Here is an 18638-nt window from a genome sequence, read left to right on the forward strand (position 1 = left end):
AAATTTCAGGTTTGCAGTTTCCTTTCATCGATGTACAGCCCGCTGTTGCACAAATTTGTAATGAATGAAAAAATTGCCGGCGAGTCGGGGCTAGAATATTCATTTGATGTCGGCATCTATGGCCGGAGCTCGGAAAAGCTGGTCGCAGTAGGCATGCAGAACAACGACAAAGCGCAGCAGCCGGCAGACACCAACTCGCTTCACAAGTTCCTGGCCGCCATCAAGGACCTTCGCGCCGTGCACCCGGACATGCAGGGAGCTTACTACTCGTCTTCGTATGGCTATCAGGACGACAGCGCATGGCACTTGGCCAGAAGGCATGGAGAAGGAGCCGACAAGACGGAGATCAGGTTTTTCGACTACAAGGACAAGATATACTTTGAAATCAAGTCTCCTCCATAATTGTTACCAAAAGTACTAATTGCACGCGCTCTACGTATAGGATGATACATCTTGGAAAAATGCGCTACGTGCAACCTGACGATACACCCAAATTTTGCAGGTCACCATAAATGCGGCCACGCCAACTGCCCCATATGCAAGGAGGCAGTAACAAGTTCACAATACTGGGGCCACATCCGGTCTCATCCCGGGCATGAAAACGACGCGCCGCCATCAAAGAGGATGTCTTCCACCCCACAAAATAATACAGGCCCGCGACTGCACCGCAGGTAGAGAGAGACTATACTATACTTCAAGCCCTGTCAGGTGGCCGTCCTGCTTGATCTTTTCCGCGTGAGCGGCAATGTAGCGCCAGATAATGTCGGCCTTGTCTGACTGAAAATCCCAAGGGGCTATCAGCACAAGGTCGTTATCTCTTATCCACATCCTACGCTTTATCTTTCCCCGAATCCTGCAGGTTCTAACCTTGCCGTCGGTGCATTTTACAATAATATTGTCGCCTCCGACAAGTTTTATGACCTTGCCAAAAAGTTGGCCATCGCCGGGCATCACCATCTCTTTAAGAGCTGCTTCATTGAGGACTTTTCTCTTGCCTAAAGTAAAAACCGAAATACACTGCGCACGCGTTGGTTAAAAGTGTATGTATTATTGTTGTTATTAGGCTATGACCATTGTGACCGTGGAATCGACGTTGCGGATCGTGCCAATGTCCACACAGACAGTCCTCCGCAGGCTATTTTCAGTGTCGGCGCTGACCTTGACTATCAGGTCGTAAATTCCAGACGTCCTGTAAACGTGGCTCACGGCTGACAGCTTGTTGAGCTCGGCAATTACATCCGCATCAAAGGGAAAGCGGCAGTTGACGAGCACAATGGCAGAAATCATAATCATAACAATAACGTCAGGCTTGTATTAACCATTTAATAAATATAAGAAAAAACGTCTGTGGTACTTTCCGAAAGGCAGTTGCCACATATTTTGTTTGGGATTTTGTATTGTATTATTACTGCACTAGTTCTGCTGTAGCAAACCTGGCACCAACGTTGGTGACCCTGATCTTGCTTGTTTGGCCAACTTTGCCGTTCTTTACAAAGACTACAAATCCCTGTACTCTGGCAATGCCGTCGCCCTGTCTGCTCGTTTCAGTAATCCGCACGTCGTATTCTTTGCCTGTTTCTACAGGCTTTGGACCGAAGTTACCGCCACCGAAGCGGCCGCCTCCTCCAAAACGTCTTTCGCCGTATGACATTAGTCAACCAACCTAGGACTACTAGCAATATAAACGGTGGACAAGTAATTTCAGTGCCTTTTCGTCGTTTTCAGCCGGTAGCGCCGAATGATCTCCCTGTCGATCTCCTCGTGCTTTATCTGCTCGCCCCTCCGGCCCGGCGTCTTCATTGCCTGCTGCTTTACCTTCTTCCTTTCCTCCTCAAGCTCGCGGTCGTGCTTTATCCTCTGCAGCTCCTGAGCATAGTTCTCACGGAAAAACTTCTCTTCTGCAGTATCCTCGGACATGTATCTATAGATAATATGCACAAATATTTATCCACTTGCTATCCACCGGCACGAGACCTAGCTGGAGATTCAAAAAGCACAGGCGGGTTATTGTTTCCGCACCACTCACCTAAAACCAGCCTGAATCCCCTGCTTGCCAAGGTAATCAAGGTACAGGTCACCATACTCGTAGTTCTTGGATTTCTTTCTATGGTGGACCTTTTTGTGATTTTCCAACCGCTTTTTAGTTGGAAGCTCCAGATTGCAAATTTTGCACTTGAAGGTATTATTTTTCTTGATGCAGATCTTGAGCTAAGCTTCGATATAAAGAAGAAGAAAGACTCGCTGCCGTAGTAGATACTAAAAGATGCGCAACGCTCAAGTAGACGAGTCATTATAATTTTAGCCGAATTGGCAAAGCATGGCTGGCGCATTCTGGTCACAATGACCATTGCCCTTGGAGTCCTGCTTCCAGCGATGATGGCAAGTGGCACAAGTGTAAATGACACAGACGTAGAGGAGCCCATCTGGAAAACATGGACCGTCGTAACCAGAGGTCAGTCATATCCAATACAATATTCGATTACCAGTGGCAGTAGCATAGTCAACATGGTGCCAGACGTAGAGACATTAACTCTTACTATAACTATCAGCTCAACTGCCGACGGAAAGCTTACCATAGAACTTCCAAGGGAGCTAATTGATTCTAGGGAGGGACCAAACCAGACTGGAGCAGATAACGAATTTGCAGTATTTGTGGATGATGAAAATGTGGCGCTCGATGAAATAGAAGCTACAAACACAACAAGAACCCTGGTAATTGACTTTCGTCGCGGCACTGAAACTATAGAAATTGTTGCCACATGGTTGCCTATGTATCAGCCACCGCCTCTAAATGAGTGGCAAACAACGAATATTGTCGGCAGGTTCCTCTATTCAGACCCGCCAAAGCCAGACCAGATCTTTAAGGTTCAGTACAGGGTCGTCAATGGAACAATAGAAAAACTAAGCATCTGGCAGACCAAAGTCAGCAGCAATGGAAATGGAACACTGGAAATCAAATTTCCAAGGAACTATCCCTACACCAATCAAGACGGAATTAATGTGCCGATTACTGTGAATCCTATCCTGATTGTTGACGGCCAATGGGGCGACGAAATAACATATAGCGACATAACTGACTGCTTCTTTGTATTTTCTATCCCTTTTACAGACAGCAAGAGTATAGGGCTGGTATGGTCTTATCTTGCCACCAATTTGCCTTTCCATGGCGACGATGTTCCAGAGAGCTGCATATCTCAAACGCTGGTAGAAAATGTGCCTACCAGAAGCGATGGCACAATTTCACCATTGAAACAGTTCAAAGCAGGAGTTGCCGCAGAAGACGTGGTATGCCGGCAATTGGAGGGAGTAGAAAGGAAGTTCATGCTTTTGATAAGCCCATATGGCGAGCCATACTGCGTAAGCCTGTCCAATGAAGGGTTCATGAAAGCAAAGGGATGGACAGAGCCCTTAAGGCACTAGGAACTACTACAATATCAAGCATGGCAGAAGAAACAATAACGGTCAGCTGCGCCGGCGACAGCCAGCTGGCTGCAGAAATCTACAATCATCTCTGCTCAAAAGTCGGAAAAGCCGACACTGGATACATTTCGCTTGTCGAAGATGAAATTGGAATTGATCGCAGGAGCACGCTCACAAAGGACGCAGTAAGACAAATCCTTGATTCTTTTGTCAGGTCGAACCCTGAGCGGCTGAAAAACCATCAAGTCATCGAGTCCGGCGACATATTCGTTGTTGGAATCGTAGCCGAGCCTTCAAAGGTTGATGCATTGCTTACGTGCGAGTTCTGCGGCTATTTCACGCCCTACCAAGAAGATCTGTTTATCCACAAAAGGATGCACGCCGGCGGAGGAGGCTAGAAAGACTTTTTGAGGCAGCATGCCTAAATATGATGTAGAAGAGGAGGCAGGGATGCGACTTGAGCGGCAGGTGGGATGACGAAGAGAAGCGGTATGACCAGTACCGCGAGGGCGGTAGTGGTGGAGGCAAAAGGCGGATCGGCGCACGCGGCATCCGCCGGATAATACTCATCGGCTTCGCGGTCTTGGGCGTCATAATGATCTCCTTCTTTGCGTCAAGGGCGGGCCTTCACGTGGCTCTCCATGAGAGAGGAGAAGCGATAGGGACTGTGCAGGTGGTCACCGCCCAGATCAGCAACAACAGCTTTGACACCCTGCGCAACGTGACTGTGCAGTTTGGCGATAACAATCCTGTGCAGCGCATTGGAGACATGGGGCCGTTTTCCGGAGTGTTAGTGTCGCCGGAAGGCGACGACTATGAGTTTGACAGGGTGATCGTCACTGCAAATGACGGCGCGCTGACCGTAGTCAAGCAACGCTAGCTAGCTGCTCTGCACAAAAGATTTACCGTCCACTTTTTTGCGGCAATGAATGCCACTGCATTTCTTAGCGAAGGCCCCTTATTCTTGGATTATGCTTGCCATAGTTCCTTGGTCTTGCGAGCCAGACAGTTGCCCTGCATTGTGGACAATGAGTAAAGAATTTGGCATAACCTTCATACTGAAACACTCTTTTACAGTTGTTGCAGCGCAACTCTACCATACGATATTCAAAGGCATATGATTAAAGTGTTTAATCACGTCTCTGGCACCGAATACGCAAATGCGCGTTTTCACTTGTTGCCTTGCAGCCAGAATCAAGAGTTATAAAAGATGGTTGTGTGTTTGTCAACTTGATGTCTGAAAAAGAAAAAGAAGATGATTTGGCCCAAGAACTGGACGCAATTTTAGATTCCTACGATAAAAATAATGAAGTTAAACAAGATAATGTCGATGAGGAACAAATTCAAGAATTCTTGGCAAGATTTGAACGAATAAAGGTTGAGACCATCAGGCCGACAATGGAGCAAGTTGGCAAATACTTGGAGAAGAGAGGACACCTCTATCAGATTAAAGACAAGGCAGACATACATGAAGATAATCCGAGTATTACGATGGAAATCTATCCAAGAACCTCTAATGATGTCCCAATACAGGAACACGAGTTTCCTACAATAAGCTTCATAGCAGAGCCGGATGTTGGTGCGGTGGGAATAGAAGTGCGTGATGGGATGCCGGGGCGCCCAGGGCTAACGAGAGGCCACACAACCACGTTGGATGCTCTTACCGGCGAGTATGTGAAAAACCAGATTGTCGCCGTAATAAAAATAAATTTCTCAAGAAAGATTCAAAAAACACTCAATGACTTGTTATAGATTATATTATTGATCAGGGTCTTATCAGCAAGCAAAAGCCCCAAAGATCCACCAGGAGACGATGAAGAGACGCGATTGACACGACGTACCAATATATATAATATAGCTCTGGTGCCAAAACTAGCTGATACACAAAACAAACTCTGGCGATAAAATAATTATTTAGTTGAATTACGGTTCTTGATGCTTTGTTTTTGGCGGTGAGGCATGCTCAACTGATTCATTTCTGTAGGCAAATTTTAGCCATATGGGAGTGATTATCGTTGTGGCAGCAACCATGATTATCACTGTGGTGTATATGTCGTTGCTTAAAGCTCCTGACGAGACACCTACGCCTGCAACTATCAAGCCTACTTCGCCTCTAGAAATCATGCCTACGCCTACCCGCATCGCTCTTGCTTTATCTTTCAGGAAGATTATTGAAGGAAGTCCTGTTCCTACCAACTTTGTAACAATTGCTACTGCTATCATTATTCCTGCTAGATACAAAACATTAGGATTGACTCCTCTCAGGTCTACCTGCGCGCCAATAATTGCAAAGAACAATGGCGCAAAAATTATCTGCAGCTTGTCAACGTACTCATGAACCTGTTTGATTACCCTTGTGCTTGCAACTGCCATGCCTATCGCAAATGCTCCTACGATTGGTGACAGTCCTACAAACGCTGCTATGCCAGCTGCTGCAAAAAAAGCAGCTGTCACAATGCCCTCCATGCTGCCTCTGGATTTCCAGAGCCTTTCTGTATGGAGCATTCTTGGGATGACTAGTACAGAAACAATAAGTATAGCAGCAAATGTACCTAGTACTTGCATTATTAGTAGCGTGATGTCTAATATTGCAGGTTCGGTATTTCCCGTTTGAACCATCGTTACTACCACTGAGAGAGCTGCAATAGCTAGAATATCGTCAACTATGGCAGCTCCTAGAATAAGGCGTGCTTCCTTTGACTGCATCTTGCCTAGCTCTGTCAGCACCTGGATCGAAATTGCAATGCTTGTAGCAGTGAGCGCAGTGGCGATGAGAATCGATTGTAATGCTTCAACTCCAAACGCAGAAAAGGCGTAATATCCTACAAAAAAAGGCACTATTACGCCAAGTGATCCAACTGTGAAAGCAGCAGCTCCGCCCCTTAGAAATTCCCTTGGAGTTATCTCCAAGCCTGCAATGAAAAGGATAACGATAGCAGCAATTTCCCCAATGTGTCTGACAGTCTCATCAAGAACTACCAGAGGTTCTCCATTTATCAGGGGGAGAGCACCTAGTGCAAAAGGACCAACAATTATTCCTGCAAGCAATTCTCCAAGGACTATGGGTAGCTTTACGCGATGAAATAGCTCCGCCATCATTTTAGCGGCAAAGAGTAGAATGCCAAGTGAAATCATTACATGCAGAAATGCTGCCTCTGCTGCCATGGATCAAGACGAGTGTCAGGACAATAGATAATAAAAATCCTTCAAATGTGTAAGTCGTTCGATACAAATCAAAATAGGATTAGATATAGGCTAGTTCCAATTCTTAAAAATCGCTGCTGCTTGTATGACACCCGCGGGGAAGGAGCGTGAGGAAAATTTAAAGTTTTATATATATGCATATATATATCTAGTATAAGTAGAATGGCAAAACCTGTAATGTTATCTGACGAGGCGTATAAGGCACTCAAGGCCGAAAAGAGGGAAGGAGAATCGTTCTCTGACGTGATACTGCGCAAATTCCAAAAGGGAAACGCTGGTGCGATTCTTGCCTATTACAAGAAAAGAGGCCCCAACTATGATCTGGCCAACGCAGTCGAAGAAGCAAGCAGAAAGCTACGTAAGAATTTCAAAACCAGAAAGGTTGTTGACCTCTAAATATGGTCTGTGTAGATACGGACTTTATCATTGATCTTGGCAGAGGCAGTCAGAAAGCGTTTGACAAACTGCAAGAACTGGAAGATAGGGGTGAAAACACATTCTTCACTACTGCCATAACCGTGGCCGAGCTTTATTATGGAGCCTACAGGGCAAAAGATAGAGCAAGAGCGCTTGCTGATACCAAGAACGACCTGTCAAAATTTTCTATCCTAAATCTTGATTATGAATCTGCAAGGACATGGGCAGAGCTTGCTGAACAGACAAAGTCTAATTCAATTGGAGAGCTCGATCTCTTTATCGCCAGCATCGCACTTGCCAATAAACAAATACTGCTGACAAGAAATGTCAAGCACTTTGAGAGGGTGCCGGGTTTGGTTGTAGAAAGTTGGTGAGTACTGACGACGGCAGCCGCATATTGTGGCTTGAGCAAAAACATTACCTTAATTTAAAACAGTGTGAAGGAAAGATTCTTTTCTACATCAATAGTATGAATTCACTGCACTGCAAAGTACTCGTCGCCATTATTAGTTAATTTGGTGAACCAACTTTATGGAACGAGTTGTGCAAAAGAGACTTGAAACACTGACATGGATACTCCGGGGGCTGCTTATAATCTTTGGTGTAATAGCCTTAATAACCGTGCTGAGTGTGCTTGGATTTCTGACCATCGGTGTGCTCCTTTTCAATCCGTTCATTTTGGTTGTACTAGGGATAGCAATCGTTGTAATAGCCGCCATGATGAAGAACAAGAAGGATGTTAGATGAGCGCAAACATTGAGGATGTTAGAAAGCTGATAACAATTGCTTCTATGTACTATTATTCCGACTTGCCCATAGAAGCAATAGCATGGCAACTTCACACGGATGAGAAAGAGGTCAGACGAGTTGTCGATGAATTGACCAAGGCAGGAGGGCAGGGTGGCGAGAGAGAAGGAGATTCATTGACGGGAACCAGATTCATCCCATCACACTTGAAAAGGTGTGGGTTTTCTTTGGTTCCCATACCCTCCGTTGTGATAAAAATATCGAATGGAACAATCTTCGATTACCTATAAACGGAAAATGAGTGCGCTTTTGTGGGTCAAAACGTGGTATCAAGAACATCCGTAGTGCTTTTGATATTGATAGTTCCGCTCTCTGCGCTTATGGTGGCCACGCTGTTCATGGAAGAAGGGCTCTTCTCTTCACCCGAAGAGGTTGATGAGGAGATAGCACATGGAGAGGAAATAGGCAGGCTAAATGCTACGATATTCAAGCTTGGCGATGTAACTGATAGCTCGCTTACCAATGTCAATCTAGCAATATTTGATTACTTTATGGCGGAAAAGAAGCCGCTTACTGTTGGGGTCATCGTAGAGGATTTCGGCAATGCCGCACCACATGGTATAATATACAAAAAGGTGAAACAGGGACATGACTCCGGACTCTTTGAGATGGCGATCCACGGGTTCAGCGGCGGCGGGACGACCTATGACCAACTAGACTATGAGACGCAGCTGAAGCACTTCAAGTTTGCAAATACAAAGCTGACAAAGTTATTAGGCTCTCCTTCAGAGATATTTGCACCGCCTCGGAACAAGTTCAGTGCTGATACGATTCGGGCAATGGCAAACTCGGATCCGCCAATAAGCATCATTTCCGTAGGAAACCAAAGTGATAACATAACGTTAAATCCATACAAGTTAAACTCCACATACGACACGGGCAAGGGCATTGTCGGCGGCATTTCCGATGTGAATGGGACCAAGATATACCATGTTGTACATGACATTTCCTATCTAAAGTTCAGAACACAGAACTACACTGGAGATTCTCTGCAGGATGTAGTTGTGCAGAGGGCACAGGCCAACATAGAGAAGTATGGCTTTGCGGTAGTTATCTTGCACCCAACAGACTTTTGCGTAATCGACGAGGCGACAGGCATGTGCACCAACCAAGTAGACCCGGAGCGGTTCAAGATCTTGACGGATACGGTAGACGAGCTTGAATCGCTAGGCTATGGGTTTGCCAAGATGGGCGATGTTGTAGTGCGCTGACATACCCCAAACTTCCGGTGATTGCAGAAAGGAACAAAGTGATCACGGAGGAACCTCGAACGCTTTAGCGTCGAGAGGATGATGTCAGTTGTTGTACTCACACAGATGGGTAACAATTTCAGTTACAGACATGAGTAACACTTTTCTTCAGCCGATTCCTGTTCCTTGTCGGTGTAGTATTTAACAATTGCAATTGCAGCCACCTCTCCTGTGGCGTCAGTCCTCCTATTATGCCGCCATGCTCCCTGTCCATGTTGTTGTACGCATTGACAAACATGGCGTACCTTGCCTTTCCATCTTCCCTGTCAGGGATGTTTTCAACTGCCAAGAATTCATTTTTCACTATCTTGTTGTAGGCCTCCACCTTGCCTTGAAGCTGAGGATGCGCAGCAGCAGCTGGTATGGGTTTGTCCTTGATGTCATTCTCTCTCTTTCAGGTACTTCCTGAACGATTTTGATACAAACTGCTTTCCGTTGTGTCATGCATCACTTTCTTTGGCTTCCCATTGGTACGTATATCCAGTCCTGCAGCAGCACGTCAAGGACATCTGTGCTCCTCTTCCTTTCAGTCCACCTGCTGACAACCTTTCTTGTACAGTCATCGATGCAGCTTACGATGATGTAGTTCTTTGTGCTTGAGTTACGAAGGTAGAACGGTCCCAAGATGTCCATCTGGACCACCATCTGGTTAGGTCGTCTCTTGCTAAAGCGCCTGTACCTTCTTATCTTCAGCTTGCAGCTCAGCCTGTTCAGGCCCCATGCCTTTTCAGTACCCTGTACACTGTCCTGCTACTGAGGGATGCCCCTAGCCTCTTTAGCCTGAATTTTATTCTGGCAGTACCAAACCTGCTGTCCAGGCGTAGTAGGCCGGGGATGATCTGTTCGAGCTCCGGGGTTATACTTTCCTGTGTCCTATGTTATGTGGCTTCCTGGAATTGTCCTTCAAGCCATCGATGCCGCGTGCAAGGTACCTGTTCTTCCACTTGTAGCATGTCTTCCTTGATACGCCGTACTTTCTTCTGCAGATGTTGTTGGTGACGCTCTCTCCAGTACGTTCGTGTTCATGAATAAGGTTGAATCTTGTCTCTTCTATCTCTGATGACACTTCCTAGCCGGAAGTGTTACCCATGTCAGTAATCGAATCTGTACCTATGTGTGTAAGTACAACACTTAGTTGTTGCAAAGTTTAAATGTATGTAAACTGATTTAGTATTGTTGGCCACACATTCGATAACAATCACAGAAGAGGCATACAAGGCTCTGAAAAGAAAAAAGAAAGAGACCGAATCGTTCACCGATGTCATACTCCGGTTGACAGGAGAAGGGAACATACGGCAATTTAGAGAGCTCTTGGAAAGCAAAGACTTTCCCGATCGTGAATTGGCAGACAACATAGAAAAGGCCAGCAAGGAATTTGGGGAGAACTTTAAACTGCGAAACGTAGAGCTTTAATCGATATGGCACTATCATCAACAACAATCTGCCTTGATACTGATTTTCTGATAAATTCGATCAAGAAAGACCCAAAGACACAGGCTAAACTCGATGAATTGGAAGAAAGAGGTTTTACATCACTATCTACCACCGTGATAAACGCAATCGAGCTTTACATTGGTGCCTATCGCTCAAAAAATAGAGAACAAAAAATAGCCAAGGTTGCCAGCATGATCGATAGGCTTCATTTGCTAACCTTAAACCACAAATCGTCGCAGCTAGTGGGCGAGATTACCTATGAACTAAGATCAAACCCAATTGGTGAGAAAGACCTGTTAATAGCAGCAATTGTTAAAGAAAATGGTCAAATCCTGATCACTCGGAACACCAAGCACTTTGAAAAGGTGCGAGATCTAAAAATAGAAAGCTGGTGAGACCATATATCTATCTGCTATTATTTATCACAACGGAGGGTACGGGAACCAAAGAAAACCCACACTCTTTACAGTACCCATGTGAACTTCCTTAAATACTGCTATTTTCATCATTCATTCTTTCTTGTACGAAAAACATTCCGCGAATAACTTTTTTGTGGACGGATATTTACCCACCCGGGGCTTTCCTCCACCCCCCCACACACTACCGTCTCTCCATCCATTTGTCAAGGCGACGCCACAGTTAGTTCAGTTCACCGAGGCTCTGTCCTCAACCCACGAGCCGTGGTAACACCTTAACATTAATCATAATAGTACCGGTCGTAGATATTTCTTGTGCTTCATAATTGAAAATGTCATATACGTTACCGTCCGAGCCGGACCACAAAAATTGTTCACATACCGTTAGTTCACTATTACCAGCTCTCCACCATCAAGCCTGGAACCCTTTCAAAATGCTTCGTGTTTCGAGTGATCAGAGTTTCACCATTTGTCAGAACTATGCTGGCTATTAAAAGGTCGGCTTCGCCGATAGTGTTTGATTTCATGTTGGCGTCAAGCTCTCCCGCCATTCTTGCAGATTCGTGGTCTAGTGTAAGCAATTCCAATGAATTGAGAAGTTCTTTTACTTTTTGGATATCTTTTTCCTTGTCTTTTGATCTATAGATTCCTTTGTAGAGTTCAAAGGCATTTATCATAGTAGTAGATGCCGGACTGTGCTGTAATTTTTCAAGTTTCTTAAGAGCATCAGCGTCGTTTTGCAACCATGCTATGAGAAAGTTGCTGTCGAAACAGGCCATTGTCGATCAGAGCTCGAAATCGCGGGTTTTGAAATTCTTTCTGAATTCCCTGCTTGTCTCTTCCATAATTTTTGCAGTATCGGAGCTGATGGGCTCTCTGCTTTTTGCAAGTTCCAATAGTCTTTTAGCACTTCCTTTTTCATAACCTAGTCGTATTATCACGTCTGTAAAAGATTCATTTGGCCTCTTTCGCTTCTTCAGGATCTCGTAGGCTTCTTCAGATATCATTATCGTCTTGCTGGCCATTACAAAGTATGTATAAATATCTGTATATATAAATCTTTTAACCTTGCCGGCTCAGTAGAAACCAATCATTCTTGACCATCTGGTCGACATATCTCACTGCAACAAGCTTTCTGGTAGCCTCCAATTATGCCCCTCTCTCATGAAAGAATCCAGATATGTAAAGATGGCTAGGACAATGCTACATGTCCTGAAGCACGCCAGGATGCCATTGTTCCTCCACAACAGGAAGAGCAAAACCATATATTCACAGTCTGGCAGCACGTCGTCCTTCTAGCCATCAGAGACAATACGAGGCCAAGAGCTACCGCATGTTAGCTGATTGGCTGGTCGAGGCTCATTACCTCAGGATGTTCCTGCAGCTGTCGAAAATACCACATTTTACAACCATGCAGAAGTTCGCTGCCAGAATCTCTGGTACATTGCTGGAAAGAATAATCGCCTCTTTTTCATCCTTCTTCTAACAAGCATCAAGCAGAGATATACTCCTTGGTCCTGATTCGTCCGGCTTCAAACCAACCCATGCGTCGCAGTACTACTACTACACTGAAAGAGCCGAGCTGAGAAGGGGATGGGGGTAAAGCTGTCTGTCAATTGGAGGAGAGATGCTCAAGCAGGTCATCTGTACCATCAAGATAAGGCGCGCACCAAGAAGGCATGACAACAACGTCGATTTCAAACCGCTGGTTGAAAGAGCAGCTGCCATCCTGCCGCTGTCAGTAGTTGCGGCAGACAAGGGCTACGACGACGAGGGCAACCACGTACTGGTGCGGGAACGGATGCACGCATACATACAGTGTCATACCGCCACGCTATCAAGGTGTGCCTGTATGGAAGACGCATGGCAGGTACAGGAAGCTGATGAAGCGCGGCTATCCAAAAGTGCTGTACAGTCAGAGAGGAACAAGGACGAGACGATATTTTCAGTCATGAAGAGGCTGTTTGGCGAGAGTACCTGACGTCGGTACTGGTCAGGAACACGCAGAACAGGGAGCTGGCGTTTCGATGCATCGCCTACAACAACATGCATCGAGTGACGAATCTTCTTTTGTTATGGGTGATGGTTTCTACGTAGCCACATGGGTACCACGAGCATAGCCGAAGAATCGTAGCTGACTCGCTGAAGGTGTATATGTTGTTCTGGCTGTTATTATGGCCGCCATACCTGATATGGAGAAGGACCATGGGGTGGACTAATTTTTGATCTACTGTTTAGAGGTGGGTAGTTGACCTAATTTTTTGGCAGTATCCCCGAATAATACACAACATCATCGTTTATAGTCATCTTCTAGCCTCACAATGTCCGATTCGTCAAACTCGCCTGTCGATATCTCCAGTATTATCGCGTCGGTGCCTGCGCCAATCAGCCGATGGATCGCCTTCCTTGGTATGGTTATCGTATCACCTGTTTGCAAGCTTTTTGTTTCAAGGGTTTCTTTGCTCCTTCCCACTTGTACCTTTACAGGGCCTTTTACCACCTTCCAGAACTCAGAGTGGTTGTTGTGATATTGTAATGATAATCGCTTGTCGCCATCAACGTAGACCAGCTTGACTGTGCACTGCTCGTTCAGCGTAAAGCGCTCGAATCTGCCCCATGGGCGCTTTTCTTCTTTTATGGTAGTAGTCACACTGGCGACTTTACCCAATCCAAAGTTTTTAAACGTATTTAGAGAGGTGCATTGTTGCACAACTGACCAGTATGTCAAGGAGATTTGACTTGGCTGCATTTAGCTTGGCCTTCTTTTGACATCGCCTCCCGTACATGGTCAACTGGTGGCGCTCTTACAACGAATCCCTGGTCAGGCGTGTGGGGAAGTGATGATGATGCTGCTGCTGGAGATTTTGATGTAATCGATGGCTGGCATGATGCCGAGCTGGAAAAGATGAATATGAGGGTAAGGAAGGTTTGCATCATTCAAGTAGTACCCTCACACTCTTTTTTGTCCAGCTGCTGGGGGGTACATGCGTGTGTATATTTCCACCTGCCATACAGACACAGACAGACATTGAAGGTGTGGTAAAGGCGCATGCAAAAAAAGAAGGTGTGTGCCTTCTATCACCAACTACAGCACACCCTCTCTGTGCCGGCGTATCATCAACAGTCTGGACATCAAGATAAATGAAAGAGTTGGCAACGACATCGTAATTGCACTTGACAGTACAGGTATCAAGGTAGCCAACCGTGCGGAGAGAATGGATGCGGCACAACAAGTGGCATGTACGCAGAGGCTGCCTGAAGAAGATACACATGTGTGTGGCAGTTGTGACATCAGGAAAAAGAAGGTCGTTTCGCTGCAAGTGACAAGCGAAGAGGTACAGCATGACGACGGCAAGGTGCTGAAAAAGCGACACTGTTGAAAATTCGGGAGATTTGCAGATTTTTCCTTCATGATATCGCTAGCGATCACCCGCAAATTCAACAGTGTCGTGTCTCGCTGGATCTGTGCCACGCGACGCTCTCAACATTCTGTCTGTCCTCCCAAAGGCTCTCGAAGGGAACATACACAGGGAGCAGAGCCCTGCAGGAGCCTCTATGAAGTCCGCCGCAGAAGTGCGCAGGAACGATAGAGATGAACTACATATGGATCTAGCCAACATGCAGTATATAGCGTCGGCATAGTAGATTACTTCATGTCGTCACACCTTTTAAACCCTGCAAGCTGGAAGGCTGACTGCCGCATAGCACGCATAAACTTCCAGCAAACTAGTTTGTACAAACTAGTTTGCTGTTCTACTCACTAATTTTCAGGCCTTTAGAGCCCTCTCTACTCACTAATTTTCAATCATAAACAGCCTGTTACTCACTAATTTAAAATAAAGGGTAGATAACAGACCTATTGCGTAATTAGGTGACATGTTCGCCAAGGATAAGACGTAGAAAAGCCACTACTACCACTACCGATATGTATGCTGCATTGGATCTGGGTGAAAAAGAACATCCAAGCGGTTCTGAAAAGAGATGATGGCAGAATTGTCAGGGAAGCAAAGCTGAAGAAGCAGGCGGATCAGATACTTCAATTTCTGAAGGGAACAGATGCTGCCGTGGTCATGGAATCTGGATACAACTACCAATTTCTGTACGACCTTCTGAAAGAGAGAAGGACTATGATGTCAAGGTAGCACATCCACTCATGGTAAAAGCAATTGCATACGCAAAGGTAAAGAAAGACGGATAAGGTAGATGCTAGGACACTGGCAGGCAGACCTCTGTTGAGGATGGATATATGGTACCTGAATGCTATATATTCCAGACATAAAGAAAGACAAGGGAGCTGCGAGACCTGGTTCGAAGGAGACACTATTATTTTGTAAAAACAAGGACCATGTTCAAGAACAAGGTAGGTACATGTTGAGCTGAGCAAGAGGTGGATTGACTATCATTCTGACCTGTTTACAGAAAAGGGAAAGGAATACCTGCGTTCACTGAAGATATCCGCCGTGGATGACTGCCTCGATGATACCATCGAATTTCTGGACAGAAAGATACTCCAACTCGATAGGGAAATCAAAAAGATGGCCACCACAGACGACAGGTACGCAAGACACCTGATGACAATACCGGGGATATCTTACTATGCCGCGCTGCTGATATCTGCTGAAATAGCAGACATAAACAGGTTCTCTGACTATGAACACCTGTGCTCATATGCCAAGCTTATACCTGGGACCTACCAGTCCGGTGACAAGCAGTACCAGAGACCTGACATGAAAGGAAATGACATGCTAAACTGGATAATGATACAGTGCACTCATGTGCATGTACAGTACTGTGATTCGATTCGTCATCTATAACACGGCATTACAACAAAATCAAGGCTCGGAAAGGAAGCAACACCAAGATTGCTATAATGGCAGCTGCTCGAAAGATGACGTGTGTGTGCGTGCCATATACGTCATGCTAAAGGAAGAAAGATCCTTTAGGCTGGATGGTTGAGCAGTGGTGATAACTGGGCCTCTTGTTGTCTTGCATCTATCTCTCTTCTATCCGAGATAGGATGCCCGAATTAGGTTAGGCCAAGGCTCGCGCAAAGCCACAGTGCACTATTGGTGCGAATGGGAGTATGCTCGTCCAGCAGCAAGGATAAATGGGATGCTGTAGTAGAAAACGACATGGGAGGCAACAACCCCTCCCATCATGAAAATCTTTTATACGTAAAAAAGTTACTTTGTTTCAACACCCGGTCATGTCTCAGCCGACATGATCGAAGAAAAAATATCGAGGAACAACAGGGAACACATGACAACAAAAAGAACTTACAAGTTTCGTTTGTACCCGACAAAGCAGCAAAAGATACTGCTTGATAACACTATTGAAACATACAGACGCTTGTACAATGATTCACTTGGCGAAAGGCGTGTAGATTGGGATGTCGGATTCTATGAACAGAAACAGCTGTTAACGCTGAGAAAGCAAGACAGCAAATATCTAAAACAGGTACACAGCTAAGTGCTGCAAGATGTTATTAAGACTCGACAAGGCATATCAGGCATTCTTCAAGAAACTTGCTAGATATCCAAACTTCAAGAGGAAAGGCAAGTACAATTCGTTCACGTACCCGCAATATAACAATGGCTGGAAAATCAGGGACAATAAGCTTATGTTGTCATGTATGGGAGCCATCAAAATCAAATGCATAGGATACCTGTTGGTATATTGAAAGGGTGTACCATCATTCGGGATGTCGATCAATGGTACGCTTGCATAACTACTACTACTGACGATAGTGTTGTCGAAAAATCTATCAAGACCGATGTAACAAAATCTGTCGGAATAGATGTTGGCTTGATTAATTGGCTCGCATTGAGTGACGGCAGAATAATAGAAAATCCACTAGACTTTGACGCACAGGCAAAGAAGATCAAGCAACTACAGAAGAACCACGCAAGAAAGCAGAAAGGTTCGAGGAACAGGGAGAAGGCAAGGATTCAACTTGCCAAAGCATGGAGGCAGGTGAGAAGATGCAGGGATGATTTTGTACACAAGACATCAAGGACGATTGCAGACCAAGGATATACTTTTGTGATATTTGAAAAAGTTGAATATCAAAAACATGGTCAAGAACCACCATCTAGCATCGGCAATAATGGATGCCACCTGGGGAAAGCTGCGCCAATTAACTGCCTACAAGGTAGAAAAGCGCGGTGGACGGGTACTAGTCGTCAATCCAGGTGGTACATCGCAGAAATGCTCTGGGTGTGGAGTGGAAGTAAAAGAAAAGCTTGACCTGTCGATACGCATGTTTGAATGTCATAGCTGTGGCCTTGTACTCGATAGAGACACGAACGCAGCAAAGAACATTCTGAAATCGGGTCTGGAACAGGCCCATGCAGAGACAGAACCTCTACTTATCCGACAACGACACCAACAACGACAACGGATAAGCAAGTTTCAGTCGAGGAAGCAAGAAGCCCACGTCTTAAGACGTGGGTAGTTCACTTCACCCGGCATGGTCGCAAAGGAAGCCCGAATCCCTTTAGGGTCGGGAGGAATTTGCGACTGTTATGCTTAAATATATTGAGCGATACTATCTATATGAATGCTTCAAGCCCTGCCCGTCAAGCTGGAAACAAGCGGCGACGAGAAGGCTCTCCTGCTTGCCACCATGAAAAAGTATAATGAAGCAGCAAATTTTCTTGCTGAACAGGCATTTCGGTTGAAGATAGCAAACAAAGTAGAGCTACAAAAGAGGTTCTATTATCAACTGCGAGAACAGTTCAACTTATCTGCACAGTTTGCCGTCCGTGTGATAAGCAAAGTGGTTGAAGCATACAAAAAAGACAAAAGAATCAAACCTGTGTTTAGAGAACTCGGTGCTATCCAGTATGACCAGCGCAACCTTTCATGGAAAGGACTGGATAGAGTATCAATGATAACACTGAAAGGTAGAATCAAACTCCGCACAAGAATAGGTGAGTACCAGAAATCAAGAGCAGACAGAATAAGAGGACAGGCAGACCTGATATACAGAAAAGGTGAGTTCTACCTCATCGCAGTTGTTGATGCTCCAGAACAGTCAGAGTTTGACCCCGTAGGAGCTATCGGCGTTGACCTTGGAATCGAAAACATTGCCACCGATAGCGACGGTCAGGTATTCCGCGGGGAGACGATAGAGAAGGCAAGGAAGCGATATAATAGTCTGCGAGCTCGGCTGCAAAAGAAGAGCACACGATCTGCAAAGCGACATTTGAAAAAGATGTCTGGCAGGGAGAAACGCTTCAAGCGTGACATTAACCATGTTATCTCAAAAGCCATTGTCTCCAAAGCCAAAGGCACCATCAGAGCGATTGCACTAGAGGATTTGAGTGGAATACGCTCTAGGGCAACGGTTATTGGGCGCAAACAACAAAGAGACAGACACAGCAAGTGGTCTTTCAGACAACTACGAGCGTTTGTGGAGTACAAGGCAAAGCGGGATGGTGTTCCTGTCAAGTTCGTTGACCCAAAGAACACTTCTCGTGAATGTCCAAAATGCCACAACATTGACGCAAGAAACAGACGTACACGAAACCACTTCAAGTGTACAGAATGCGGATATGAGGCAATGGCTGATCATGTTGCTGCTTGCAATATAGCAGCTAGGGCTGCTGTCAACCAGCCCATTGTAGCGCCTCTTTTTTCGGCAGTTACAAGCCCACTTGCTTTAGCAGTGGGTAGTTGACCTTCATCA

The 18638-nt window shown here is 45.5% G+C and carries 34 protein-coding genes and 1 pseudogene; 23 read left to right on the top strand and 12 right to left on the bottom strand.

From position 1 onward, the window contains the following. Positions 1 to 60 precede the first annotated feature (60 nt). Both NGAR_RS00190 and NGAR_RS00195 read left to right on the top strand, forming a co-directional pair. Positions 61 to 402 carry a hypothetical protein gene (locus NGAR_RS00190; protein WP_148680743.1) on the top strand — a complete coding sequence of 114 codons (342 nt, stop codon included), beginning with the start codon at positions 61 to 63 and terminating at the stop codon, positions 400 to 402. A gap of 51 nt (positions 403 to 453) precedes the next feature. Next, on the top strand, positions 454 to 675 hold the full coding sequence (locus tag NGAR_RS00195) for a hypothetical protein (protein WP_148680744.1): 222 nt from the start codon (positions 454 to 456) through the stop codon (positions 673 to 675). 12 nt (positions 676 to 687) lie between these two features. Here the strand turns inward: NGAR_RS00195 and NGAR_RS00200 are convergent, their stop codons facing one another. The 4 genes from NGAR_RS00200 to NGAR_RS00215 all read right to left on the bottom strand — a co-directional run bounded on the left by NGAR_RS00200 (position 688) and on the right by NGAR_RS00215 (position 1917). Then, positions 688 to 1014, bottom strand: a complete 327-nt coding sequence (locus NGAR_RS00200) for a translation initiation factor eIF-1A (RefSeq protein WP_148680745.1) — start codon at positions 1012 to 1014, stop codon at positions 688 to 690. 45 nt (positions 1015 to 1059) lie between these two features. Next, the gene (locus tag NGAR_RS00205; RefSeq protein WP_228369229.1) at positions 1060 to 1287 is read right to left on the bottom strand and encodes an Lrp/AsnC ligand binding domain-containing protein; all 228 of its coding nucleotides are present in this window, start codon (positions 1285 to 1287) and stop codon (positions 1060 to 1062) included. Positions 1288 to 1405: 118 nt separating this feature from the next. Continuing rightward, positions 1406 to 1651 carry a TRAM domain-containing protein gene (locus NGAR_RS00210; RefSeq protein ID WP_148680746.1) on the bottom strand — a complete coding sequence of 82 codons (246 nt, stop codon included), beginning with the start codon at positions 1649 to 1651 and terminating at the stop codon, positions 1406 to 1408. 50 nt (positions 1652 to 1701) lie between these two features. Further along, the gene (locus NGAR_RS00215) at positions 1702 to 1917 is read right to left on the bottom strand and encodes a hypothetical protein (protein WP_015017567.1); all 216 of its coding nucleotides are present in this window, start codon (positions 1915 to 1917) and stop codon (positions 1702 to 1704) included. 90 nt (positions 1918 to 2007) lie between these two features. Between NGAR_RS00215 and NGAR_RS00220 the strand changes: the two genes are divergently transcribed. From NGAR_RS00220 to NGAR_RS00240, 5 genes are all read left to right on the top strand, one after another. Next, positions 2008 to 2250, top strand: a complete 243-nt coding sequence (locus tag NGAR_RS00220; protein ID WP_015017568.1) for a hypothetical protein — start codon at positions 2008 to 2010, stop codon at positions 2248 to 2250. Positions 2251 to 2307: 57 nt separating this feature from the next. Beyond that, positions 2308 to 3420, top strand: a complete 1113-nt coding sequence (locus tag NGAR_RS00225) for a hypothetical protein (protein WP_015017569.1) — start codon at positions 2308 to 2310, stop codon at positions 3418 to 3420. Then, the gene (locus tag NGAR_RS00230) at positions 3396 to 3818 is read left to right on the top strand and encodes a zinc finger C2H2 domain-containing protein (RefSeq protein WP_015017570.1); all 423 of its coding nucleotides are present in this window, start codon (positions 3396 to 3398) and stop codon (positions 3816 to 3818) included. Before NGAR_RS00225 ends, NGAR_RS00230 begins: the two co-directional genes overlap by 25 nt. Before the next feature lie 59 nt (positions 3819 to 3877). Next, positions 3878 to 4300 (top strand): hypothetical protein, encoded by a 423-nt coding sequence (locus tag NGAR_RS00235; RefSeq protein ID WP_015017571.1) that lies wholly within the window; start codon positions 3878 to 3880, stop codon positions 4298 to 4300. A gap of 353 nt (positions 4301 to 4653) precedes the next feature. Continuing rightward, a complete protein-coding gene (locus tag NGAR_RS00240; RefSeq protein ID WP_148680748.1) occupies positions 4654 to 5172 on the top strand; it encodes a hypothetical protein in 519 nt (172 codons plus the stop codon). 171 nt (positions 5173 to 5343) lie between these two features. Here the strand turns inward: NGAR_RS00240 and NGAR_RS00245 are convergent, their stop codons facing one another. Next, positions 5344 to 6585: a cation:proton antiporter gene (locus NGAR_RS00245; protein ID WP_015017573.1), complete on the bottom strand. Its 1242-nt coding sequence runs from the start codon at positions 6583 to 6585 to the stop codon at positions 5344 to 5346. Positions 6586 to 6786: 201 nt separating this feature from the next. Here NGAR_RS00245 and NGAR_RS00250 point away from each other — a divergent pair, with 201 nt between their 5' ends. From NGAR_RS00250 to NGAR_RS00270, 5 genes are all read left to right on the top strand, one after another. Then, positions 6787 to 7020: an antitoxin VapB family protein gene (locus NGAR_RS00250; protein WP_015017574.1), complete on the top strand. Its 234-nt coding sequence runs from the start codon at positions 6787 to 6789 to the stop codon at positions 7018 to 7020. A 2-nt stretch (positions 7021 to 7022) separates the two neighbouring features. Continuing rightward, the gene (locus NGAR_RS00255) at positions 7023 to 7415 is read left to right on the top strand and encodes a type II toxin-antitoxin system VapC family toxin (protein WP_015017575.1); all 393 of its coding nucleotides are present in this window, start codon (positions 7023 to 7025) and stop codon (positions 7413 to 7415) included. A 157-nt stretch (positions 7416 to 7572) separates the two neighbouring features. Beyond that, complete coding sequence (locus NGAR_RS00260; protein WP_148680749.1) at positions 7573 to 7788, top strand: hypothetical protein; 216 nt, start codon at positions 7573 to 7575, stop codon at positions 7786 to 7788. Further along, positions 7785 to 8078, top strand: a complete 294-nt coding sequence (locus NGAR_RS00265) for a hypothetical protein (protein ID WP_148680750.1) — start codon at positions 7785 to 7787, stop codon at positions 8076 to 8078. The genes NGAR_RS00260 and NGAR_RS00265 overlap by 4 nt, the downstream gene beginning before the upstream one ends. Before the next feature lie 33 nt (positions 8079 to 8111). After that, entirely contained in the window at positions 8112 to 9059 is a 948-nt protein-coding gene (locus NGAR_RS00270; protein ID WP_148680751.1) for a polysaccharide deacetylase family protein, read from the top strand. Positions 9060 to 9177: 118 nt separating this feature from the next. Here the strand turns inward: NGAR_RS00270 and NGAR_RS00275 are convergent, their stop codons facing one another. The 3 genes from NGAR_RS00275 to NGAR_RS00285 form a co-directional block, all read right to left on the bottom strand. Continuing rightward, entirely contained in the window at positions 9178 to 9423 is a 246-nt protein-coding gene (locus tag NGAR_RS00275) for a hypothetical protein (RefSeq protein ID WP_015017578.1), read from the bottom strand. A gap of 122 nt (positions 9424 to 9545) precedes the next feature. Further along, positions 9546 to 9743 (bottom strand): hypothetical protein, encoded by a 198-nt coding sequence (locus tag NGAR_RS00280; protein WP_015017580.1) that lies wholly within the window; start codon positions 9741 to 9743, stop codon positions 9546 to 9548. A gap of 211 nt (positions 9744 to 9954) precedes the next feature. Beyond that, positions 9955 to 10164, bottom strand: a complete 210-nt coding sequence (locus NGAR_RS00285; RefSeq protein ID WP_015017581.1) for a helix-turn-helix domain-containing protein — start codon at positions 10162 to 10164, stop codon at positions 9955 to 9957. A 107-nt stretch (positions 10165 to 10271) separates the two neighbouring features. On the opposite strand from NGAR_RS00285, the gene NGAR_RS00290 reads away from it, so the two are divergent. After that, positions 10272 to 10511: an antitoxin VapB family protein gene (locus tag NGAR_RS00290; RefSeq protein ID WP_015017582.1), complete on the top strand. Its 240-nt coding sequence runs from the start codon at positions 10272 to 10274 to the stop codon at positions 10509 to 10511. A 5-nt stretch (positions 10512 to 10516) separates the two neighbouring features. After that, on the top strand, positions 10517 to 10927 hold the full coding sequence (locus NGAR_RS00295) for a type II toxin-antitoxin system VapC family toxin (protein WP_015017583.1): 411 nt from the start codon (positions 10517 to 10519) through the stop codon (positions 10925 to 10927). Positions 10928 to 11343: 416 nt separating this feature from the next. On the opposite strand, the gene NGAR_RS00300 is transcribed toward NGAR_RS00295, so the two are convergent. Then, entirely contained in the window at positions 11344 to 11727 is a 384-nt protein-coding gene (locus NGAR_RS00300) for a type II toxin-antitoxin system VapC family toxin (RefSeq protein ID WP_015017584.1), read from the bottom strand. Between the two features lie 6 nt (positions 11728 to 11733). Further along, a complete protein-coding gene (locus NGAR_RS00305; protein ID WP_266190353.1) occupies positions 11734 to 11955 on the bottom strand; it encodes an antitoxin VapB family protein in 222 nt (73 codons plus the stop codon). A 620-nt stretch (positions 11956 to 12575) separates the two neighbouring features. Between NGAR_RS00305 and NGAR_RS00310 the strand changes: the two genes are divergently transcribed. Further along, positions 12576 to 12929 (top strand): hypothetical protein, encoded by a 354-nt coding sequence (locus tag NGAR_RS00310; RefSeq protein WP_015017588.1) that lies wholly within the window; start codon positions 12576 to 12578, stop codon positions 12927 to 12929. Positions 12930 to 13238: 309 nt separating this feature from the next. On the opposite strand, the gene NGAR_RS00315 is transcribed toward NGAR_RS00310, so the two are convergent. Further along, positions 13239 to 13598: a phosphomannose isomerase type II C-terminal cupin domain gene (locus NGAR_RS00315; protein ID WP_228369230.1), complete on the bottom strand. Its 360-nt coding sequence runs from the start codon at positions 13596 to 13598 to the stop codon at positions 13239 to 13241. A gap of 74 nt (positions 13599 to 13672) precedes the next feature. Continuing rightward, positions 13673 to 13885, bottom strand: a complete 213-nt coding sequence (locus NGAR_RS18140; RefSeq protein WP_228369231.1) for a hypothetical protein — start codon at positions 13883 to 13885, stop codon at positions 13673 to 13675. Positions 13886 to 14016: 131 nt separating this feature from the next. On the opposite strand from NGAR_RS18140, the gene NGAR_RS00320 reads away from it, so the two are divergent. The 8 genes and pseudogenes from NGAR_RS00320 (at position 14017) to NGAR_RS00345 (ending at position 18629) form a co-directional block, all read left to right on the top strand. Continuing rightward, a complete protein-coding gene (locus NGAR_RS00320; RefSeq protein ID WP_148680752.1) occupies positions 14017 to 14328 on the top strand; it encodes a hypothetical protein in 312 nt (103 codons plus the stop codon). Positions 14329 to 14413: 85 nt separating this feature from the next. Then, the gene (locus tag NGAR_RS00325) at positions 14414 to 14590 is read left to right on the top strand and encodes a hypothetical protein (protein WP_015017591.1); all 177 of its coding nucleotides are present in this window, start codon (positions 14414 to 14416) and stop codon (positions 14588 to 14590) included. Positions 14591 to 14877: 287 nt separating this feature from the next. Continuing rightward, positions 14878 to 15090, top strand: coding sequence for a hypothetical protein (locus tag NGAR_RS00330; protein WP_015018420.1), 213 nt, complete (start codon positions 14878 to 14880; stop codon positions 15088 to 15090). A 318-nt stretch (positions 15091 to 15408) separates the two neighbouring features. Next, on the top strand, positions 15409 to 15762 hold the full coding sequence (locus NGAR_RS00335) for an IS110 family transposase (RefSeq protein ID WP_015017593.1): 354 nt from the start codon (positions 15409 to 15411) through the stop codon (positions 15760 to 15762). A gap of 406 nt (positions 15763 to 16168) precedes the next feature. Further along, on the top strand, positions 16169 to 16417 hold the full coding sequence (locus NGAR_RS16945; RefSeq protein ID WP_015017595.1) for a helix-turn-helix domain-containing protein: 249 nt from the start codon (positions 16169 to 16171) through the stop codon (positions 16415 to 16417). A gap of 183 nt (positions 16418 to 16600) precedes the next feature. Further along, positions 16601 to 16933 (top strand): annotated as a pseudogene (locus NGAR_RS16950) (transposase); the annotation flags it as partial. Between the two features lie 121 nt (positions 16934 to 17054). Continuing rightward, on the top strand, positions 17055 to 17402 hold the full coding sequence (locus NGAR_RS18145) for a transposase (protein WP_266190354.1): 348 nt from the start codon (positions 17055 to 17057) through the stop codon (positions 17400 to 17402). Positions 17403 to 17507: 105 nt separating this feature from the next. Continuing rightward, positions 17508 to 18629 (top strand): RNA-guided endonuclease InsQ/TnpB family protein, encoded by a 1122-nt coding sequence (locus NGAR_RS00345; protein ID WP_015017598.1) that lies wholly within the window; start codon positions 17508 to 17510, stop codon positions 18627 to 18629. The last annotated feature ends 9 nt before the right edge of the window (positions 18630 to 18638 follow it).

Origin of the sequence: Candidatus Nitrososphaera gargensis Ga9.2, assembly GCF_000303155.1 — an archaeon.
GTDB lineage: Archaea > Thermoproteota > Nitrososphaeria > Nitrososphaerales > Nitrososphaeraceae > Nitrososphaera > Nitrososphaera gargensis.

What these genes read in the sequence shown, in the direction of transcription:
- NGAR_RS00190 (WP_148680743.1), top strand. Translation starts at nt 61, where the DNA reads ATGAATGAAAAAATTGCCGGCGAGTCGGGGCTAGAATATTCATTTGAT.
- NGAR_RS00205 (WP_228369229.1), bottom strand. Translation starts at nt 1,287, where the DNA reads ATGATTTCTGCCATTGTGCTCGTCAACTGCCGCTTTCCCTTTGATGCG.
- NGAR_RS00210 (WP_148680746.1), bottom strand. Translation starts at nt 1,651, where the DNA reads ATGTCATACGGCGAAAGACGTTTTGGAGGAGGCGGCCGCTTCGGTGGC.
- NGAR_RS00215 (WP_015017567.1), bottom strand. Translation starts at nt 1,917, where the DNA reads ATGTCCGAGGATACTGCAGAAGAGAAGTTTTTCCGTGAGAACTATGCT.
- NGAR_RS00230 (WP_015017570.1), top strand. Translation starts at nt 3,396, where the DNA reads ATGGACAGAGCCCTTAAGGCACTAGGAACTACTACAATATCAAGCATG.
- NGAR_RS00240 (WP_148680748.1), top strand. Translation starts at nt 4,654, where the DNA reads ATGTCTGAAAAAGAAAAAGAAGATGATTTGGCCCAAGAACTGGACGCA.
- NGAR_RS00245 (WP_015017573.1), bottom strand. Translation starts at nt 6,585, where the DNA reads ATGGCAGCAGAGGCAGCATTTCTGCATGTAATGATTTCACTTGGCATT.
- NGAR_RS00250 (WP_015017574.1), top strand. Translation starts at nt 6,787, where the DNA reads ATGGCAAAACCTGTAATGTTATCTGACGAGGCGTATAAGGCACTCAAG.
- NGAR_RS00255 (WP_015017575.1), top strand. Translation starts at nt 7,023, where the DNA reads ATGGTCTGTGTAGATACGGACTTTATCATTGATCTTGGCAGAGGCAGT.
- NGAR_RS00260 (WP_148680749.1), top strand. Translation starts at nt 7,573, where the DNA reads ATGGAACGAGTTGTGCAAAAGAGACTTGAAACACTGACATGGATACTC.
- NGAR_RS00265 (WP_148680750.1), top strand. Translation starts at nt 7,785, where the DNA reads ATGAGCGCAAACATTGAGGATGTTAGAAAGCTGATAACAATTGCTTCT.
- NGAR_RS00280 (WP_015017580.1), bottom strand. Translation starts at nt 9,743, where the DNA reads ATGGTGGTCCAGATGGACATCTTGGGACCGTTCTACCTTCGTAACTCA.
- NGAR_RS00295 (WP_015017583.1), top strand. Translation starts at nt 10,517, where the DNA reads ATGGCACTATCATCAACAACAATCTGCCTTGATACTGATTTTCTGATA.
- NGAR_RS00300 (WP_015017584.1), bottom strand. Translation starts at nt 11,727, where the DNA reads ATGGCCTGTTTCGACAGCAACTTTCTCATAGCATGGTTGCAAAACGAC.
- NGAR_RS00305 (WP_266190353.1), bottom strand. Translation starts at nt 11,955, where the DNA reads ATGATATCTGAAGAAGCCTACGAGATCCTGAAGAAGCGAAAGAGGCCA.
- NGAR_RS00310 (WP_015017588.1), top strand. Translation starts at nt 12,576, where the DNA reads ATGCTCAAGCAGGTCATCTGTACCATCAAGATAAGGCGCGCACCAAGA.
- NGAR_RS18140 (WP_228369231.1), bottom strand. Translation starts at nt 13,885, where the DNA reads ATGATGCAAACCTTCCTTACCCTCATATTCATCTTTTCCAGCTCGGCA.
- NGAR_RS00330 (WP_015018420.1), top strand. Translation starts at nt 14,878, where the DNA reads ATGCTGCATTGGATCTGGGTGAAAAAGAACATCCAAGCGGTTCTGAAA.
- NGAR_RS16945 (WP_015017595.1), top strand. Translation starts at nt 16,169, where the DNA reads ATGATCGAAGAAAAAATATCGAGGAACAACAGGGAACACATGACAACA.
- NGAR_RS18145 (WP_266190354.1), top strand. Translation starts at nt 17,055, where the DNA reads ATGGATGCCACCTGGGGAAAGCTGCGCCAATTAACTGCCTACAAGGTA.
- NGAR_RS00345 (WP_015017598.1), top strand. Translation starts at nt 17,508, where the DNA reads ATGCTTCAAGCCCTGCCCGTCAAGCTGGAAACAAGCGGCGACGAGAAG.